Here is a 17,020-nt window from a genome sequence, read left to right on the forward strand (position 1 = left end):
AATTTCCTAGATTGGGTAGATGATCGCGTTGGGGATCATTTCGCTGTCGTAGATGCAGGACCGCGACGCGAACTTCAGCGCACCCTCCACCCTGACCACCTCGTCCAGGTAGCGGCCGACATTGAACACCGTGCTGAGTTCCCCAAGCTTGGTGCGGAACACCGCGTAGTTCGCCTCCAAGAACCAGCGCCCGCCGTCCACCGAAAGGACGCGCGGGAGGCTTACGACATGCCGCTGGTAGTAAGGATCATGGAACAGGGTCTCGCGGATTCCGTAGACGCGATCCTGCAGCATGCCCTTGCTATGGAAATGCAGCGTCGCCAGCGGCAGCCCACGCTCATGGTTTTCGCGCGGCTGCAGCTTGTAAATGCAATCCTCGGTGAAGAACTCCGGCCAGCGGTCCCAGTCGCCCGCATCGATGGCGGCCGTGTACTCTGCGTAGAGCTGCAGCAGTTCGGTGTAGGCCTGCGCTTCGAGTGCCTGATTCATACGCCCATCACCCGGCGCCAGTATTGGTACATGCCCCGGATCAGCGTCTCCGAGGCAATGTTGGTTGCCTCCTCACTGCCGTGCCCACCCATTTCCAGCAGGCATTGCTGGTCGGGCTTTTCCTGGAATCCCATCTGCGAGAACTCGATGACCTCGCCGTCGTCCGCTGAGACATAGCCGGACGGGCCGAACAGGTTGGCCTGCAGCAGGCGGCGCTGGATCATCTCGTCGTTGTCGTCTTCGAAAGCGAAGTGCGTCCACACGAAATCGAAGACACCGGGCCCGCGCGGCTGGATGTGCCGCATCGATAGACTGTTGACCTGCTGCTGGATGATCAGGCTCGGGAACAACGTCAACATCACCGCAGTCGGTCCCTTCCACCATTCCTCTGGCACGATGTCGAGCTGGCGCGGGTCACGCAGGCTCATGTCGGCCTTGTAGCTGGTCACGCCGGAGACGACGTCTCCGGCCGGCTTGCCGACGCTGCGTACGCCGATCATCGCAGCGTGGCGCTTGTGCGCATCCATCTTCAGCGAGGTCTTGCTGTCGGCGCGCCACAGGCCGAAGGTTACGAACCAGCTGTGCAGCAGACCCGGGTGATACGGATCCTTGATGTTTTCCTGCATCAGCTTCCAGTTTCCCGGGATACGCTGTCGGTTGTAGCCGAGAACCTTCAGCTTGCGACCGTCGAAAACGCGGTCGAAGTAGGACAGGATCGTCGGACCGAGGTAGTCCTCAAAGGACTCCAGCGAGTGGTCGAAGCTGGCAAACACCACGCCGCCGCGCACCGCGACCTTGAGCGAGGTCAGGCCGCGGCCCTCCATCTGGAAGTTCGCCGGCATACCGCCGTTGAGCTGGCCGTCCTGGCGGATGCCGCGGCGGTAGGGAATGCCGCGCAGCTTGCCCTCCAGGTCATAGGCCCACTGGTGGTAGGGGCAGACGAACTCCTTGCGGTTGCCCTGGCGCTCGCGGCAGAACTGCGCGCCGCGATGGGCGCAGACGTTCTCCAGCACGCGCACGCTGCCGTCCTGCGCGCGCACCATGATGACCGAACGCTCGCCCACGGCCGAGCGGCGAAAGTCACCCGGGTTCGGGATCTCGGCTTCGAGGCCGATGTAGCACCAGTGTCCGGCGTAGTAGAAATGCTCGAGTTCGCGGCGATAGGTGTCCGGATCGGTGTAGACCCAGTAGGGCACGCGGTGTACCCCCTCGCCTGGCCAGCCCGGCGACGAAGGGAGAGTGATGGGGGCGTCGTTCATGGCGGTTCTCCTGTGCGGTCAGCCCGCCACACGTACCTGGATTTCGCCTAGACCATCGATCCGTCCCAGCATCAGGTCGCCGGCGACCACCGCGCCGACACCTTCCGGCGTGCCGGTCATGATCAGATCGCCCGGCTGCAGGGTCTCGAACTGCGACAAGAAGGCGATGCACTCCGGCACGCTCCAGATGAGCTTGGCGATGTCCGAAGCCTGGCGCGGCTGGCCATTGACAGCGACCGATATGGAAGCGGATTTCGGATGGCCAACGTCGGCGACGCGCCGGATCGCGCCGATCGGTGCGGACTGCGAGAAGGATTTGCCGAACTCCCAGGGGCGACCCTTGTCGCGGGCTTCCAGTTGCAGGTCGCGGCGCGTCATGTCCAGGCCCACGGCGTAGCCATAGACCAGCGATTCGGCCTCCGCCTGCGACACCGCCGTGCCCTGGCGGCCGATCGCCACCACCAGTTCGATCTCATGGTGGAAATTGCCGGTCATCGGCGGATACGGAATCTCCGCGATCTGGCCGTTGACGGCCACAGTCGCGGAGGCGGGCTTCATGAAAAAGAACGGCGGCTCACGCTCGTCCTGACCCATTTCGCGGGCGTGGGCCGCGTAGTTTCGGCCGACACAGAAAATGCGATTGACCGGAAACTGCTCGTCGCTGCCGGCCACCGGCAGCACATAGCCCGGCGCGGGCGAAAATGTGTACTTCACCAAACTCTCCTCGAGTACTGTGAATCGGGTTGTGAACCTGGATGTGTTAATCAGGCCTTCTGCTCGCGCCACAGTCCCAGCAGTCGCTGGACCGGGCGGTCGGAATAGCTGAACAGGATGGTTTCGCAAGTCACCTGGAGACGCAGTTCATTCCAGGAGGGGACGACGAACACGTCGTTCTCGCCAAAATCCAGCTCGATCTCGCCGATGCGCGCCACGCCGCCGCCCTGCAGGCAGACAAAGATGCTGCTGTCGGTGCTGCGGCACCCGCGGGTCTCGAAGCCGGCGGGTAGTAATTGCGCCGCCGCGCCAATCGTCGGCATCGGGGAACCTCCGGTGGCCGGGTTGACGTAGCGAAGCTTGTAGCCGTGATGCGGGTCGATGTCGCCTGCGGCGATGCCGCGCAGGGCCTCTTGCGTCCGGGCGTAGGGATAGACGAAGACCCTGGTCGGATCCTGGCGCTGAGGCTCGAAATCCACCGGCAGCATGTTGTACCCGTAGCGCGCGAGTGCATCGCCCTCGCGCCGTGTCACCGCTTGCTCGTCCTGCTCATTCTTCTCGGCGAAGCCGGCGTCGAGCAGTTGCACGATCGGGATATCGAGGCCATCGAGCCAGATCACCGGCTGCGTGCCGGAGTTTCCGTGATCGTGGAAGGTCCAGGCCGGGGTGATGATGAAATCACCCCGGCGCATCGTCGTGCGCTCGCCGTCAACCGCGGTGTAGGCGCCCTCTCCCTCCAGCACTAGGCGCAGCGCCGACTGCGTGTGACGATGCGCCGGCGCGACTTCACCCGGCAGGATCAGCTGCAGGCCGGCATAGAGGCTCTGAGTGATGCGCGACTGCCCTCGCAGGCCGGGATTCTCCAGCACCAGTACGCGGCGCTCGGCCTCGTGCGCGCTGATCAACCCGCCGGCTTCAAGCAGGTAGTCGCGGGCTTGCTGGTAGCGCCACAGTACCGCTTGTGCCGGGCTTCTCGGCGTCGGCGGCACCAGCGTACCCAGCACTTCCCAGAGCGGCGTGAGGTGGTGGCGGTCGATGCGTTCGTAGTACTGGCGGCGGGCATCGAGGCCAGCGGGGTCGATCATGGCAGCGGAGGTCATGGGAGCCTGGCTAGTTTCCGGTGATGTAAAAGGGTTCGGCGTAGATGCTCTGTTCCGCCATCTGCTTTTCCCGCAGCGTACGCACCGTCGCATCCACCGCGTGCGGCGATCCAAAAACGTAGCCACGCCAGCCCGCGAGGCTGGGGAAATCCGCCGCGATCACGCTTGTCAGCAGGCCACGCCTCATGCCACGGTCAATAGATCCGGCGGCGACCACGATGTGCGCACGCGCCGCCGGCAACTGTTCCAGCGCCGCCGCCAGTTCGTCCTGCCCATAGACATCCTCTCGGCAGGTGAATCCCAGGTAGACCTGCAGCGGATTCGTCATGCCTGCGGCGGCAATGCCGCGCAATATCGACAGCGTCGGCGCAAGGCCGGTACCGGCACCCACACAGATGATTGGATCTTCGTTGCGCGATCGCAGGAACGTGACCCCCAGAGGCCCACGCAGCTTGAGCATGTCCCCGGGCTTGAGCTCTTCGGACAGGCGGGCGGAAGCACGGCCACCTGGATGAAGGCGCACGTGAAACTCCAGTTCGTTGCCCGGCAGTCCGCACATCGAGTACGGACGAGCAAGGCCGCGCTCAAATTCCAGCTCGACGTACTGTCCTGGGGAAAATGACAGCGGCGACTGTGGCCGGACCCTCAACCGCAGGGTGTCGCGGCACAGCGGCGCCACCGCCACCACCTCGGCCTTCATCGTGCGCGCCGGATGAACTACCACATCTTCCGGCGCAGGAATCTCGATCACACAGTCTTCGGTCAGCACGCTCTGGCAGGCCAGCACGCAAGATGACCCCAGTACCGGCGACGGACGCATCTGCCGCGCCGGCCCCACGACCTTGCCGCGCAGAAGCCGGCAGCGACAAACGCCGCAGCGTCCGTCCTTGCAGCTGTGCGAGATAGGGACCTGGTTGCCCAATAGCGCGTCCAGCAGGGTCTCCCCCGCCTGTACTTCCAGGACACGCCCGCTGGGTCGCACCACCAGTTCCACCCTCGCTCTCCTCTGATCCGCTTCGATTGCAGAATCGGAGATGCCCCACCATAAGTAAATCGTATGGGGTGAATGATGCAGTTCACTCTCGTGAATGTTGCGCCCGGAGGATCGCGGGCTAGTCTGCGCACTCCGACATCGACAGGGATCAACGATGAGCAGCGACGCACGTACCGACCCGCCGCCTCTGACAGGGCTCAAGGTTCTCGAACTGGGACAGCTGATAGGCGGTCCCTTCGCCGGCAAGGTCCTCGGTGACTTTGGCGCCGAGGTGATCAAGATCGAACCACCGGGACAGGGCGACCCGCTGCGCAACTGGCGCTTACTGCGCAACGGCACTTCGGTCTGGTGGCAGATTCAGTCGCGCAACAAGCGCTCGGTGACGCTGGATTTACGCCAGCCGGAGGCGCAGGACATCGCTCGCCGGCTCGCGGCAGAGGCCGACGTGTTGATCGAGAATTTCCGCCCCGGCGTGCTGGAGAACTGGGGACTGGGCTGGGAGCAGCTGTCGGCGCTCAACCCCGGCCTGGTGATGCTGCGCATCTCCGGTTACGGCCAGAACGGCCCTTACCGGGACCGTCCCGGCTTTGGCGTCATCGGCGAAGCCATGGGCGGCCTGCGCCACCTCAGCGGTGAGCCCGGACGCCTGCCGGTGCGGGTCGGTGTCAGCATCGGCGATACCCTGGCCGCACTGCACGGCGCAATCGGCGTACTGCTGGCGCTGTACCACCGCAAGGTCAACGGCGGAGCCGGCCAAGTGATCGACGTGGCGCTGTACGAGGCCGTGTTCAACTGCATGGAGAGCCTGCTATCGGAGTACAGCGCCGCCGGCGTCATACGTGAACCAGCGGGCAGCGCGCTGCCGGGTATCGCACCCAGCAACGCCTATCCCTGCAGCGACGGCCACGTCCTGATCGCCGGCAACGGCGACAGCATCTTCAGGCGGCTGATGGAGACGATCGGCCGCCACGACCTGGAACAGGACACGGCACTAGCCGACAACGAAGGCCGTGTTGCCCGCGCCGCGCAGCTCGATGAAGCGATCGGCGCCTGGACCCGGCTACGCCGCGTCGAGGAGGTACTGGGGGCACTGCAGGCCGTACGCGTGCCCTGCGGCCGGGTCTACTCCGCCCGAGACATCGCCGAGGACCCGCAATACCGTGCACGCGGCATGATACAAACCGTGACCACGCGGGACGGCGACATGCTGGAGGTTCCGGGCATCATTCCCCAGCTGTCGCTAAGTCCTGGCGGAATTCGCTACCCCGCGCCGCGGCTAGGTGAGGACACCGAGGCCGTGCTGGCCAGCCTTGGCATCGAGGGCGAGCGCCTTTCTGCCTTGCGCGGGGCGCGCATCGTATGACCCATGCAATGAATCCGCGTCCCCGCATCCACCTCACCGAGGTCGCCCCGCGCGACGGCCTGCAGGCCGAAGCCTGCTTCGTGCCCAGCGCAGACAAGATCGCGCTGATCGACATGCTGTCGCGCAGCGGCCTGGCCAAGATCGAAGTCACGTCCTTCGTATCGCCCCAGGCCATCCCGGCGCTGGCCGATGCGGGCGCCGTGCTCGGCACGATCGACCGCGCGCCGGAGATCATCTACACGGTCCTGGTACCGAACCTGCGGGGAGCCGAACGCGCACTGCCACTGCGGCCGGACGAATTCAACCTGGTGATGTCGGTCAGTGAGAGTCACAACCGTGCCAACCTGCGACGCAGCTGCGAAGAGTCCTTCAGCAGCTTGCGCGAGGTCGTCGCCCTGGCACGCACGGCCGGCATCGCCATCAACGTCTCGCTGTCCACCGCCTTCGGCTGTCCTTACGAAGGTGAGGTCGCTCAGGCGCGGGTGCTCGACTGGGTCTGGCAGTTCTTCGATCTCGGCGTGGACGGCCTTGCGCTCTGCGATACCACCGGCATGGCCTACCCCGCCCAGGTTTCCGCGATCTGCGCTGCCTGGGCGCGACGATGGCCGCTGGAGGCGCTGACGCTTCATTTCCACAACACCCGCGGCATGGGCCTGGCCAACGTACTAGCCGGCGCAGCTGCCGGCGTCAGGCGCTTCGACGCTTCGCTGGGCGGACTGGGCGGCTGCCCATATGCGCCGGGTGCCACAGGAAATGTCTGTACCGAGGACGTCGCGCACATGCTGGAGCTGGAGGGCTACGATTGCGGCATCGACATCGACATCCTGCTCGCCGCTTCCGAGAGGCTGCAGAAGCTGGTCGGCCACGAAGTACCGGGGCAGATCCTCAAGGCCGGGCGCCGCCTGGAACGACGCCCCGCGGCCATCGTCAGTCGGTAAACAGTTCGAACATCAATCGCCGCAGCCACTGGTTAGCCGGTTCGCGATGCAGCTTGGCATGCCAAAAAAGGCCGATAGAGTGCTCCGGTAGTTTGACCGGATGCGGCACGCCTTTGAGCTTGAACGGACCTTCGAGGCGCTTCACCAGACGCTCCGGCAGGGTCGCGATCAGGTCGGTTTCCTGCAGGATATGGCCCATCGCCACGAAATGCGGCACTGACAACTGTATCTTGCGCTCGGCGCCCTTCCGGTCAATCAGCTTGTCCACTTCTCCGTGACCGGTGCCAGGGAACACCACCACGGCGTGCTTCGCCGAGTAGAAATCCTCCTTGGTCACCACTTTCTTTTTTGCCAGAGGATGCTGCTGCCGGAAGGCACAGACAAAGCGTTGCCGGAAAAGGCGCTGGCGGAAGAAACTTCCCTGCAACTGCGGCAGCAGGCCCACCGCGATGTCGGCGCGGCCGCTTTCAAGGTCCTCTTTGAGGCTGGCCGGATTGTGCCGCATCGTCGAGACGGTGACGCCGGGCGCCACCTTCAAAAGTCGATTCAACAGAGTCGGCACGAAATAGATTTCGCCGAGATCGGTCGACGACACCGTGAAATGTCGGGTGCTGCTTGCAGGATCGAAGACGTTCTCCTGGCTCAGTGCACTGCGGATGGTGTCTATGGCGTAAGCGATCGGCTCAGCCAGCTGCAGCGCACGAGGCGTGGGTTCCATGCCCTGAGAGGTACGAAGGAACAGGTCGTCGTTGAGCAGCTTGCGCAGGCGGTTAAGCGCATTGCTCACCGCTGGCTGCGAGACACCCAGGCTTTCGGCTACGCGCGACACGCGCCGCTCGATTACCAGCTGGTTGAACACAAGCAATAAGTTCAGGTCGACTTTATTCAGATCCATGGCGCCTCCATTTGAACCTGACGCGCGCTGGACCGACATTCAGCGGAGTGATGAGGTCCATTACTCTCATTCTATTGAATGATGCTCCGCCGTTCACGATCCTTTGGCAACAGCTGACAGACCAACGGTCGCGAATCGGAGCGCGCACTTCCATGACAAAGAAAATACGGCTTTGTAGCAGGGCCGACGTCCCCGCTGCCGGCATGCTGCCCCTGGACATCGCCGGCCTTCCGCCGCTTGCCGCCTTCGACGTCGGTGGCGAAATCTACGTTACCAGCAACGTCTGCACGCACAACGTCGCCTTGCTGAGCGACGGCTTCTTCGAGGGCGACACCATCGAGTGCCCCCTCCACGGCGGCTGCTTCAACGTAAGGACCGGGGAGGCCACGCAGTTCCCCTGTGAAGTGCCGCTGCAGACCTTCCCGGTGATCGTCGAGGGCAGCGATCTCTACACCGAAATCTAAGGATCACTGACGGACAAGCCGCCAGTCGAACGAGGAGACCACGAATGACCAAGAGCGAACCCCGGGACCGCAGCGGCGATGCCGCCCAGGCAGCGAAGTACTTCCAGAAGGAGTATGGCCACTTCATCGACGGCAAATGGGTCCAGGGTGCCAGCGGCGAACGCATCCCGATGATCAACCCCGCCAACGGCCAGGTCCTGTCGCACATCCAGTCCGGCAACGCCGAGGACGCGCGCCGCGCTGTCGACGCCGCAGCGCAAGCCTTTCCGGCCTGGTCGCAGACGCCGCGCTCCGAGCGTCAGCGCGTCCTCTACGAGATGGCGCGCCGCCTGCGTGCGCGAATGGCCGACTACGCGATGATGGATTGCCTGGACAACGGCAAACCCGCGATGGAGGCGATGCATTTCGACCTGCCGATGGCGATCGAACAGTTCGAGATATTCTCCGGAGCCCCTTGGTTCCTGCATGGCCAGTCGATCGACGCACCGAACACCCTGGGTATCGTGCTGCGCGAACCGCTGGGCGTGGTGGCCCAGATCATTCCGTGGAACGTTCCGCTGATCATGATGGCCGCAAAGCTGGCGCCGGCGCTGGCCGCGGGCAACACCGTGGTACTGAAGCCCTCCGAGATCGTCTGCCTGTCGGTGCTGGAGTTCTTCCGCGAGATGGCAGATCTTCTGCCGCCGGGCGTGGTCAATGTCGTCACCGGATATGGCCCCAGCGTCGGCGAGGCACTGGTGACGCACCCGAAGGTGCGCAAGGTTGCCTTCACCGGATCTCGTCCGACCGCGCAAAAGCTGATGCAGTACGCCAGCGTCAACATCATTCCCCAGACCATGGAGTTGGGCGGCAAGTCCGCCAACATCGTCTGCGAGGATGCCGACCTGGATGCCGCCGCCGAGGGCGCAGCGATGTCGACGGTGCTCAACAAAGGCGAGGTCTGCCTGGCCGGCAGTCGCGTGTTCGTGCACGAGAAGGTCAAGGATGTCTTCCTCGACAAGTTCACCTCCCTGCTCAAGCGCGTGAAGGCGGGAGACCCGCGCGAGCCGACGACGCAGATCGGGCCGCAGGTCTCCAGGACGCAATACGACAAGATCATGGGCTACCTCGAACTCGGCCAGCAGGAGGGCGCCAAGCTCGCCGCCGGCGGCCGCAAGGCCACCCCGGCCGGATTCGAGGATGGTCTGTTCATCGAACCGACGGTGTTCTTCGACGTCGACAACAGCATGCGCATCGCCCAGGAAGAAATCTTCGGGCCGGTCAGCTGCGTCATCGGCTTTCGCGACGACGAAGAGGTGGTGCGCATGGCCAACGACTCGGTCTACGGCCTCGGTGGGGGCCTGTGGACCAGGGACCTCTCTCGCGCTCATCGCATCGCGCGGGGCTTGGAAACCGGCACGGTCTGGGTCAATCGCTACTACAACTTCCTCGGCGGCATGCCGGTCGGCGGCTACAAGCAGAGCGGCTTCGGCCGCGAGTTTGCCGCCGAGGTGATGAACCACTACACCCTGACCAAGAGCGTGATCATCAACCTTGCCGAAGGTCCGATCGGCGTCTTCGGGCAGCAGTAAGCCTCCCTTCTCCTCCCTTGGCGGCCACGCGGGCACTGTCGACGCCGGCCGCCTTTTCTATGCCATGCACAAGACCAGGCACCTGATTACCCTCGAAGCCAGCGGGCAGAGCTTTCCTTGCGAGGCCGGCGACACGGTGCTGCGTGCCGCGCTGCGTGCCGGCATCGCCTTCCCCTACGAGTGCAACTCCGGTGGCTGCGGATCCTGCCAGTTCGAGAGGGTTTCCGGAGACCTCGAAGACTTGTGGGCGCAGGCCCCCGGCCTCTCGCTACGGGCCCGAGAGCGCGGGCGGCTGCTGGCCTGCCAAACGGTCCCCAAGGGTGACTGCACGCTGCGCGTCCGGCTCAAGCCGGACTGCCAGCTGTCGCTGCGACCCACGCGGCGTCGCGCGACCTTGGTGTCGAGAACACGGCTGACTGCCGACATGGCCGAATTCAGCTTCCGCGCGGGGGACCCGGCGCACTTCCTGCCCGGCCAGTACGCCTTGCTGGACCTGCCAGGCGTCGCCGGCGCTCGCGCCTACTCCATGTCGAACCTGCCGAACGACGATGGCCTCTGGCAGTTCGTGATCAAGCAGATCGGCGCCGGTCGCGGCGGCATGGCCCTCTTTGAGGATTTGCAACCCGGCGACACGATCGGTCTGGATGGCCCCTACGGCCTGGCGCACCTGCGCCCGGAAAATGACCGAGACATCGTCTGCGTGGGCGGCGGCTCGGGTATTTCGCCGCTGCTGTCGATCCTGGCCGCTGCGGCGCGGGCACCGCAGCTGGCGTCACGGCGGCTGCTGCTGTTCTACGGCGGCCGTACGCCGGCGGACCTCTGCGCGCCGGCCCTGCTGGCGCGCGATGAGGCATTGGCCGCAAGGGTCGAGTGCGTCACCGCGATCTCCGACCCAGCGTATGCCGGGGCCTGGGAGGGCCAGCGTGGCTTCGTGCACCAGGTGCTGCAGGGCTGGCTGGAGTCGGCAGGCGATGCCAGCGGATACGACTACTACTTCTGCGGCCCGCCGCCGATGACGGACGCGCTGCAGCGACTACTGATGCTGGAAAAGCGCGTGCCAACCGCACAGCTACATTTCGACCGCTTCGTCTGAGCGGATTCACCGCGCCGGCAAAATGCCGGCGCGGTGAATGGAGACGAGCCTTCTGTCCGATCAGGCGTAGCGGTCCGCCACCTGGATGCTGAAACGGCCAATCTGCGCGATCTCCGCGTCCACCCGGTCACCGGGCAGCAACGGCCCCACCCCTTCCGGCGTACCCGTGAAGATCAGATCGCCCGGATGGAGCGTGTAGAAGCTGGAGGCGTACTCGATCAGGCGCGGCACATCGTAAATCAGCTGGCGGGTGTTGGCCGACTGCCGCAATTCGTTGTTGACCCAGAGGCGCAGGTCCAAGACCCCGGGATCCGGGATTTCGTCGCGCGTCACCAGCCAGGGGCCGCAGACCGCGTAGGTGTCCGGCGACTTGCGAAAACTCTGCAGCTCGGGGCCGCGGATCGTGATGTCCAGGCCGATTGCGTAGCCGGCGACGTAGTTCAGGGCCTCCTCGCGGGACACCTGGTGGCAGCGCTGACCGATAACCACCGCCAGTTCCACCTCATGGTCATTGCGGCGCTCGGGAAAGCGCAGGCGAATCTGTTCGGAGGGACCGATCAGCGCGCTGCTGGCCTTCAGGAACAGGCCCCAGTCCCAGATGCTCCGGGTCATGTCGCGCCCATGCGCGATAGCTGCGTTCTGGCTGGTCTCGTCGATGTGTGCCCTGTAGTTGATCGGCGCATTGACGATCTTGCCGGGATTGGCCACCGGGGAATCCAGTGCCAGGCCATCCAGCGGCAGGCGCGGTGCCGCGGGCAGCAGCTCCGACACCCGCTCCAGCACGGCGTCGAGATTCAGAATCAGGGGATCGCCCTGTGCCAGCGGCCAGTGCTGCAGGGGAATCACGGCCAGCGCCGGCGTCACGTCCAGCACGTCGTCTCCCACGAGAACTCCTAGGCAATTGCCGTTGAATCGACAGAGTTTCATGCCATGCCCCGCGCTTCAGGCGACGTCCTTCAGCAAGCCCTCCGCTCGCAATGCGGCCTGCACCGCTGGGCGGGCGGCGATGCGCTGCTGGTACTCCCCGATCACCGGCCAGCGGCCAAGCTCGAAGCCGATGAAAGCGCCCCAGCCATTGACCGTGAACAGGTAGGCGTCGGCGATCGTGAAGCGATCGCCGACCAGATAGGTGCGATCGCGCAGCTCGTCGGCCAGCCAGAGGTAGCGCCGCTCCAGCGCGGCTGTCGCAGCCTGGCGCTGCTCGGCGGTGCAAGCCGGGTTGAACAGCGGGCTGTACTGCTTGTGCAGTTCGGAGGAGATGAAGTTCAGCCAAGCCTGTAGCTGGTAGCGCTCGCGGCTGCCGACCGGCGGCGCCAATCGCAGTTCCGGATTCTGATCCGCGACGTACTGCAGAATCGCCGGCCCCTCGGTCAATACCGAGCCGTCGGCAAACTGCAGCGCCGGCACATAGCCCTTGGAATTGATCGAGAGATAGTCGCCGCCGGAGGCGGACCGGCGGCTGGCCAGGTCGACCTTCTCCAGTTCGAACGACAGGCCTGCCTCGCGCAGGGAGATGTGTGCCGCCAGCGAGCAAGCGCCGGGACTGTAATACAGCTTCAGCATGGGTTCTTCCCTATGTAATGGAGCTACAGGTTCTCGCCGCCGCAGACATTCATGATGCCGCGCACGCCGAAGCCGCCGTCGCTGTTGATGACGACACCGGTGATGGGCGCCGCGTTGTCGCGCGAGGCCAAAAGGACGTAGGGTCCGCAGGTCTGTGCCGTCGTCGGCGCCATGCGCAATGGCGTGATGCCGACGATCATCTGGTCGAAGTCGTCGATCTGATTCAGCGCTTGCTGCGCGGTGCCGGTCGCGGCCAGGCCGCTCAGGTTGGTGCGCAGACCGCCGGGGGCGACGCCGTTGACGCGCACCTTCGGTGCCAGCTCGTGCGCCAGCTGCTTCACCAGGCCGACCAGCGCATGCTTGGACGCGGTGTAGATCGGGCCGCCGCCGCCGGCGTAGAAGCCGGAATTGGAGATCGTGAAGATGATGCTGCCCCGAGTCTTCAGCAGCTCCGGCAGCGCGGCCCGGGCACCGAGCAGGCCGCCCTTGACGTTGACCGCGAACAGTTCATCGAAGGCTGCGGAGATCTTCTCCGGCTCCAGCTGCGGCAGTGCCTGGAAGAAATCAAAGATGCCCGCGTTGGCGATAAAGGTGTCCAGCCGGCCAAAGCGCGCGGCGGTCCGTTCCACCACACGGGCATTGTCCGCCCAGGTGGTGACGTCGCCCATCACGACCTCGACCTGATCGCCGAACTCACGCCGCAATTCTTCGCCGCGCTCGGCGCTACGCTCCAGCACGCCCACCCTTGCGCCTTCCTTGATGAAGCGCTCGACCAGGGCCCTGCCCAGGCCGGAACCGCCGCCGGTGACGATCGCCACATTGCCTTCAAGCCATCCCATGTTCCGCTCCGCCATGTTGTTTCCCGCCCGTCAAAGGATCATCACCAGATTGCGCCCAGCCACCGAGCGCTCGTCGAAGTCGATACGTCGCTGCACCAACCGCAGCGTGCCGAAGGGGCAGCGCCGCAGGACGTCCTCCCGGCAGTACACGAACTGGTCGATCTCGTAGGCGCGGCGCGTGCGGACCGCCAGGCAATTGCTGCGCGCCGCGAACTCGCCGTCCTTGCCGGTCTCGAACACCTCGATGTTCGTCACCAGACGCCGGTAGCGCTCTGGCGGATCGACGCGCCACTGCATGCCGCTGTGGAACTGGTCGACACGCGCCTTGAGAAAGTCATAGTCGTCGTCGTACATGAAGACTTCCGCCGGCTGTCCATAGCGTTTTTCCTTGCGGAAGCGCAGTTCCCTGCTCACCACCATGTAGCGGATCGTCGGATCTACGATCTGCTCCAGCCAGTCGGACAGGCGCTCGGTGTCGAGCAGCCGGGCCTCGCGGTACAACAGCCGCTCGGCCTCGCGCCAGATCGCGTCCGGCGCGTACTGTTCCTGCGGCACAGATCCGGCAGGGTCCGGCTTCACCGCTACCGTTGCATCGTTTGCCATGTTCGGTCTCCGGGGATCAGGCCGCTGCCGCGGCAGGGGTCGGCTCGGCTCCTGCCTCGATCAGCTGGCGCTTCCACTGCGAGTCGTTGGGATCCATGTCCTGCCAGTCCTTCGCAGCCATCACTTCCTGGTAGAAGCGGAAGTAGCCACGGTAGGAGGTCTCGCCGATGGCCGACTCGCCGACCACGCCCGGCAGTTCCGGATCCTCGCGGTCGCCGCCGATGCCCATTTGCGCGTTCATGAAGCCTTGGCGCGTGACATAGCCACGTGACAGCTGGCTTTCCGATTCCATGTTGTCGTTGTCGTCCGCCTCCCAGTAGCCCGCCACGCCGAAGGTGCGATGCATGGAGTTGGCGATGCGCTGCTTGAGATCCGCCGGCATGTCCTTCTCCACGATCGCCCAGGTGAAGCATTCGGTGCGATCGGGCCCATGCGGCTGCCAGACCTTGAACAGGTTGGATCCCCAGAGGTAGGTATTGTTGGGAAATACCGAGCCGTTGATGTGCGAACCGTAGTAGCGCGCGCGCAGGGCGCCCACCGCTTTCTCGATACCGGGACGCTTCTGGGCCTGCCAGGCCAGCAGGTCGGCGGCCAGCTTGCCGTCGTGGGCGCCGGGGGCGACGTCGTAGAGGATGCCCAAGCCGTGGCCGTAGCGCGTCGCCACCTGCAGGCCGGCGCCCTCCGGCGGCAGACCCGCGTTGCCGGCCATCGGCGCCAGCATGCCGCCACCAGCCTTCAGCGCCGCCGCGTGGGTCCAGCCGACATGGTAGGCATCGCCGACGAAGTTCTCGCTCGGCGCCTTCCAGTTGCAATGCACCATAGAGCGTCCGGGTGGGCCGATGAGTTCGACACCGCCGCTGGCTTCCATCCAAATGTCCAGGTACCAGCGCGACTCGCCGAGATAGTCCTCGAGACTCGGCGCGGCCTCGTCGAAACAGCCGTAGACGAAGCCATGATAGCTCTTGATCTTGGCGACCTCGCGCAGTCCGTGCGTGGATTTATCGAGGCGGCCCCTGTACAGCTCCTTCTCGAACGGCACCGACTGCAGTGAGCCGTCGCTGCCGTAGGACCAGCCGTGATAATTGCAGACGAAGCCGCGCGAATTTCCGGCTTCGACCGGGCACAGCCGCGCGCCGCGATGGCGGCAGACATTGAGGAAGGCCTTGATGCCCATGTCCTTCTGCCGCACGACGATGACCTCGTCCTGGCCCATGCGCGCGGTGACGAAGTCGCCGGCATTGGGAATAGCGCTTTCGTGCGTCAGGAACAGCCAGCAGCGCGCAAAGATGCGCTCCATTTCCTGTTCGTAGATGTCGCGGTCGTGATAGATGCGTGCGCTCTGCAGACCGCGCTGCACGTCCACCAGATTCTTGATGCTCATGATGTCTGTCTCCTCAAGCTGTTTGCTCATGACGCTGCCGGGCCTTCCCGGTCAGGAACGCTTCCAGAAAATCGAGGCGGTCATTGCCCCACCACATGTCGTCGCCGATCATCATCGTCGGCGTACCGAATACACCCCGCTCCTGCGCGCCGCGGTTGCTCGCGTCGTAGCGCGCCTGCCCTTCGGGTGAGTAGACGAAGTCGAGCACTTCGCCGGCATCCCAGCCAAGCGCCAGCGCCAGCGTGCGCAGCAGGGCGGGATCGCTCATGTCGCTGCCCTCGCCCCAGACGGCGTGCCAGGCATGGCGCACGAAGACTTCGGCCGCGTCGCGGTCGATCGCGAAGAACACCGCCTTGTTGAGCAGGGTCGAGTCCAGCGAAGGCGGAAAAATCAGCGGCACGCCATAGCGCTGCGCCCAGCGATCGAGATCTGTCTTCAGGTAGCGCAACTTGACCGGGATCTTGACGTTGGGCGGGCCGCTATTGCCGGCGGCGCGCTTGGCGGCAGGCAGGTCGATCGGCCAGTACCGCAGCGTGTAGCCGTAGCGACCCGCCAGCCCGGGCAGCCGCTGATGCGCCAGATAGGCGAACGGGCTCATCAGGTCGAAGTAGAAGTCGAGCTGGCGGATCACGGCAGCAGCCTCAGGCGGCCTTGAGCTCGGCGAAACCAATGCCGGTGATCCACTGCGGCACCGGCTCGTAGAGCATCAGTTCAGCGCGCACGCGCCCGAGGATCGACATCGCGCAGATCCAGTTGCGGATCTCCAGCGCGCCGTTGCCACCTTCGCGCAGGATCTCTTCGTCGCCGAGCGCGATCATCGCTTCGATATCGCCGCGGCCGGCCATGTCGAGCACGCGGCGGTCGAACACTTCGTTGACCCGGCCCATTTCGGCGCTGCCGACCCAGTGGCTGATGCCGCCAGTGCCGAAAACGACGACGCGTTCGGAGCCGGACCAGTTGGCGATCGCGCGGCCGATGCTCTGGCCGATCTGCTGCGCGCGCCGGCCCTGTACCACCGGCATCACGCCGCAATTGAGATAGACCGGGATCGTCCGCAGTTTCGGATTCGACTTGACGCAGTAGTGGTGCGGCACGGCGACGCCGTGGTCCACCGTCAGCGCCTTGGCGAACGACCAGTCGATGCCGTCGTCGTAGCCGCCGAACATGATGTGCTTCGCCAGCGGCTCGTTGTTCTCTATCACTCCGGTGTCGAAGCCGAGCCATTTCTCCGCCGGCCCCTCGACGTCGCCGATGCCGATCAGGCAGCGCGGGATGCAATGCGGGCCGAACAGCGCGTAATGGTCGTCGCCGATGATGATCGCGGTATCGGCGTCGAGTTCGTCGACGCGACGCGCGATCCGCTCGAAGGCACCCAGCACCTTGTCGCGCTGCACCGGATCGGCGGCGTCGGTGATGCTGGGAATCAGGGGGTCATGCGGCATCAGGAAGCCGCCTACGATCGTTGCCATGTCTATCTCCTTGGTGGCTGTACTCAAGCCGGACGGTGCATGCTCTGCATGTACTCGCCCATCGAATCCGGCCCGCGCACGGCGAGGAAAGCCATCATCAAGAGCAGCGTGCTGGTATCGCGTCGCGCCATCGCGCCGACATCGAGCTCGGCGAGGATCGTCCGTTCCGCGTCGTCGAGGCGGAAGGCGGCGGCATAGGCCTGCGGATCGGCGCGGTAGCGCTCGGTGTCCGCCGGGCTCGTGCCGATCTGCCACAGGGCTTTTTCCAGTGCATTGGTACTCATG

19 protein-coding genes are annotated in these 17,020 nt (G+C 64.9%); 5 read left to right on the top strand and 14 right to left on the bottom strand.

Features of this window, described 5'->3' with window-relative positions:
- Positions 1 to 6: 6 nt before the first annotated feature.
- The 5 genes from JN531_RS05580 to JN531_RS05600 are packed head-to-tail and all read right to left on the bottom strand — an operon-like array spanning position 7 to position 4,556.
- Positions 7 to 489: an aromatic-ring-hydroxylating dioxygenase subunit beta gene (locus JN531_RS05580; protein WP_110266935.1), complete on the bottom strand. Its 483-nt coding sequence runs from the start codon at positions 487 to 489 to the stop codon at positions 7 to 9.
- Positions 486 to 1,748 carry an aromatic ring-hydroxylating dioxygenase subunit alpha gene (locus JN531_RS05585; RefSeq protein ID WP_228347873.1) on the bottom strand — a complete coding sequence of 421 codons (1,263 nt, stop codon included), beginning with the start codon at positions 1,746 to 1,748 and terminating at the stop codon, positions 486 to 488. The genes JN531_RS05580 and JN531_RS05585 overlap by 4 nt, the downstream gene beginning before the upstream one ends.
- A gap of 18 nt (positions 1,749 to 1,766) precedes the next feature.
- Entirely contained in the window at positions 1,767 to 2,462 is a 696-nt protein-coding gene (locus JN531_RS05590; RefSeq protein ID WP_436233306.1) for a fumarylacetoacetate hydrolase family protein, read from the bottom strand.
- 50 nt (positions 2,463 to 2,512) lie between these two features.
- Positions 2,513 to 3,562 carry a gentisate 1,2-dioxygenase gene (gene gtdA / locus JN531_RS05595; RefSeq protein ID WP_228347875.1) on the bottom strand — a complete coding sequence of 350 codons (1,050 nt, stop codon included), beginning with the start codon at positions 3,560 to 3,562 and terminating at the stop codon, positions 2,513 to 2,515.
- Between the two features lie 10 nt (positions 3,563 to 3,572).
- A complete protein-coding gene (locus tag JN531_RS05600; protein ID WP_228347876.1) occupies positions 3,573 to 4,556 on the bottom strand; it encodes a 2Fe-2S iron-sulfur cluster-binding protein in 984 nt (327 codons plus the stop codon).
- Between the two features lie 154 nt (positions 4,557 to 4,710).
- On the opposite strand from JN531_RS05600, the gene JN531_RS05605 reads away from it, so the two are divergent.
- Positions 4,711 to 5,919: a CaiB/BaiF CoA transferase family protein gene (locus tag JN531_RS05605; protein WP_228347877.1), complete on the top strand. Its 1,209-nt coding sequence runs from the start codon at positions 4,711 to 4,713 to the stop codon at positions 5,917 to 5,919.
- Between the two features lie 8 nt (positions 5,920 to 5,927).
- A complete protein-coding gene (locus JN531_RS05610; RefSeq protein ID WP_228347878.1) occupies positions 5,928 to 6,857 on the top strand; it encodes a hydroxymethylglutaryl-CoA lyase in 930 nt (309 codons plus the stop codon).
- On the opposite strand, the gene JN531_RS05615 is transcribed toward JN531_RS05610, so the two are convergent.
- Entirely contained in the window at positions 6,847 to 7,752 is a 906-nt protein-coding gene (locus tag JN531_RS05615) for a LysR family transcriptional regulator (RefSeq protein WP_228347879.1), read from the bottom strand. The two genes, JN531_RS05610 and JN531_RS05615, sit on opposite strands and share 11 nt — an antisense overlap.
- A gap of 203 nt (positions 7,753 to 7,955) precedes the next feature.
- Between JN531_RS05615 and JN531_RS05620 the strand changes: the two genes are divergently transcribed.
- The 3 genes from JN531_RS05620 to JN531_RS05630 all read left to right on the top strand — a co-directional run bounded on the left by JN531_RS05620 (position 7,956) and on the right by JN531_RS05630 (position 10,880).
- Entirely contained in the window at positions 7,956 to 8,216 is a 261-nt protein-coding gene (locus tag JN531_RS05620; RefSeq protein WP_239795351.1) for a non-heme iron oxygenase ferredoxin subunit, read from the top strand.
- Positions 8,217 to 8,260: 44 nt separating this feature from the next.
- Complete coding sequence (locus JN531_RS05625; protein WP_228347881.1) at positions 8,261 to 9,787, top strand: aldehyde dehydrogenase family protein; 1,527 nt, start codon at positions 8,261 to 8,263, stop codon at positions 9,785 to 9,787.
- A 64-nt stretch (positions 9,788 to 9,851) separates the two neighbouring features.
- The gene (locus JN531_RS05630) at positions 9,852 to 10,880 is read left to right on the top strand and encodes a 2Fe-2S iron-sulfur cluster-binding protein (RefSeq protein ID WP_228347882.1); all 1,029 of its coding nucleotides are present in this window, start codon (positions 9,852 to 9,854) and stop codon (positions 10,878 to 10,880) included.
- Positions 10,881 to 10,940: 60 nt separating this feature from the next.
- Here JN531_RS05630 and JN531_RS05635 read toward each other — a convergent pair whose 3' ends face one another.
- The 8 genes from JN531_RS05635 to JN531_RS05670 are packed head-to-tail and all read right to left on the bottom strand — an operon-like array spanning position 10,941 to position 17,019.
- Positions 10,941 to 11,807, bottom strand: a complete 867-nt coding sequence (locus tag JN531_RS05635) for a fumarylacetoacetate hydrolase family protein (protein ID WP_366522402.1) — start codon at positions 11,805 to 11,807, stop codon at positions 10,941 to 10,943.
- A 15-nt stretch (positions 11,808 to 11,822) separates the two neighbouring features.
- A complete protein-coding gene (gene gstA, locus JN531_RS05640) occupies positions 11,823 to 12,440 on the bottom strand; it encodes a glutathione transferase GstA (RefSeq protein WP_366522419.1) in 618 nt (205 codons plus the stop codon).
- Between the two features lie 26 nt (positions 12,441 to 12,466).
- Positions 12,467 to 13,282 carry a 3-(cis-5,6-dihydroxycyclohexa-1,3-dien-1-yl)propanoate dehydrogenase gene (gene hcaB / locus JN531_RS05645; protein WP_228347885.1) on the bottom strand — a complete coding sequence of 272 codons (816 nt, stop codon included), beginning with the start codon at positions 13,280 to 13,282 and terminating at the stop codon, positions 12,467 to 12,469.
- A 30-nt stretch (positions 13,283 to 13,312) separates the two neighbouring features.
- Entirely contained in the window at positions 13,313 to 13,885 is a 573-nt protein-coding gene (locus tag JN531_RS05650) for an aromatic-ring-hydroxylating dioxygenase subunit beta (protein ID WP_228347886.1), read from the bottom strand.
- 16 nt (positions 13,886 to 13,901) lie between these two features.
- The gene (locus tag JN531_RS05655; RefSeq protein WP_228347887.1) at positions 13,902 to 15,266 is read right to left on the bottom strand and encodes an aromatic ring-hydroxylating oxygenase subunit alpha; all 1,365 of its coding nucleotides are present in this window, start codon (positions 15,264 to 15,266) and stop codon (positions 13,902 to 13,904) included.
- A gap of 13 nt (positions 15,267 to 15,279) precedes the next feature.
- Complete coding sequence (locus JN531_RS05660; RefSeq protein ID WP_228347888.1) at positions 15,280 to 15,897, bottom strand: 2-hydroxychromene-2-carboxylate isomerase; 618 nt, start codon at positions 15,895 to 15,897, stop codon at positions 15,280 to 15,282.
- Between the two features lie 10 nt (positions 15,898 to 15,907).
- Positions 15,908 to 16,735, bottom strand: coding sequence for a DODA-type extradiol aromatic ring-opening family dioxygenase (locus JN531_RS05665; RefSeq protein ID WP_043765400.1), 828 nt, complete (start codon positions 16,733 to 16,735; stop codon positions 15,908 to 15,910).
- Between the two features lie 23 nt (positions 16,736 to 16,758).
- The gene (locus tag JN531_RS05670) at positions 16,759 to 17,019 is read right to left on the bottom strand and encodes a hypothetical protein (protein ID WP_228347889.1); all 261 of its coding nucleotides are present in this window, start codon (positions 17,017 to 17,019) and stop codon (positions 16,759 to 16,761) included.
- Position 17,020 lies beyond the last annotated feature (1 nt).

The sequence above is a fragment of the Flagellatimonas centrodinii genome, from assembly GCF_016918765.2.
GTDB classification, from domain to species: domain Bacteria; phylum Pseudomonadota; class Gammaproteobacteria; order Nevskiales; family Nevskiaceae; genus Polycyclovorans; species Polycyclovorans centrodinii.

Bases quoted from the DNA above. Each gene is read 5' to 3' on its own strand.
- JN531_RS05580 (WP_110266935.1), bottom strand. From the start codon at position 489: ATGAATCAGGCACTCGAAGCGCAGGCCTACACCGAACTGCTGCAGCTC.
- JN531_RS05585 (WP_228347873.1), bottom strand. From the start codon at position 1,748: ATGAACGACGCCCCCATCACTCTCCCTTCGTCGCCGGGCTGGCCAGGC.
- gtdA (WP_228347875.1), bottom strand. From the start codon at position 3,562: ATGACCTCCGCTGCCATGATCGACCCCGCTGGCCTCGATGCCCGCCGC.
- JN531_RS05605 (WP_228347877.1), top strand. From the start codon at position 4,711: ATGAGCAGCGACGCACGTACCGACCCGCCGCCTCTGACAGGGCTCAAG.
- JN531_RS05610 (WP_228347878.1), top strand. From the start codon at position 5,928: ATGAATCCGCGTCCCCGCATCCACCTCACCGAGGTCGCCCCGCGCGAC.
- JN531_RS05615 (WP_228347879.1), bottom strand. From the start codon at position 7,752: ATGGATCTGAATAAAGTCGACCTGAACTTATTGCTTGTGTTCAACCAG.
- JN531_RS05620 (WP_239795351.1), top strand. From the start codon at position 7,956: ATGCTGCCCCTGGACATCGCCGGCCTTCCGCCGCTTGCCGCCTTCGAC.
- JN531_RS05625 (WP_228347881.1), top strand. From the start codon at position 8,261: ATGACCAAGAGCGAACCCCGGGACCGCAGCGGCGATGCCGCCCAGGCA.
- JN531_RS05630 (WP_228347882.1), top strand. From the start codon at position 9,852: ATGCACAAGACCAGGCACCTGATTACCCTCGAAGCCAGCGGGCAGAGC.
- JN531_RS05635 (WP_366522402.1), bottom strand. From the start codon at position 11,807: ATGAAACTCTGTCGATTCAACGGCAATTGCCTAGGAGTTCTCGTGGGA.
- hcaB (WP_228347885.1), bottom strand. From the start codon at position 13,282: ATGGGATGGCTTGAAGGCAATGTGGCGATCGTCACCGGCGGCGGTTCC.
- JN531_RS05650 (WP_228347886.1), bottom strand. From the start codon at position 13,885: ATGGCAAACGATGCAACGGTAGCGGTGAAGCCGGACCCTGCCGGATCT.
- JN531_RS05655 (WP_228347887.1), bottom strand. From the start codon at position 15,266: ATGAGCATCAAGAATCTGGTGGACGTGCAGCGCGGTCTGCAGAGCGCA.
- JN531_RS05665 (WP_043765400.1), bottom strand. From the start codon at position 16,735: ATGGCAACGATCGTAGGCGGCTTCCTGATGCCGCATGACCCCCTGATT.
- JN531_RS05670 (WP_228347889.1), bottom strand. From the start codon at position 17,019: ATGAGTACCAATGCACTGGAAAAAGCCCTGTGGCAGATCGGCACGAGC.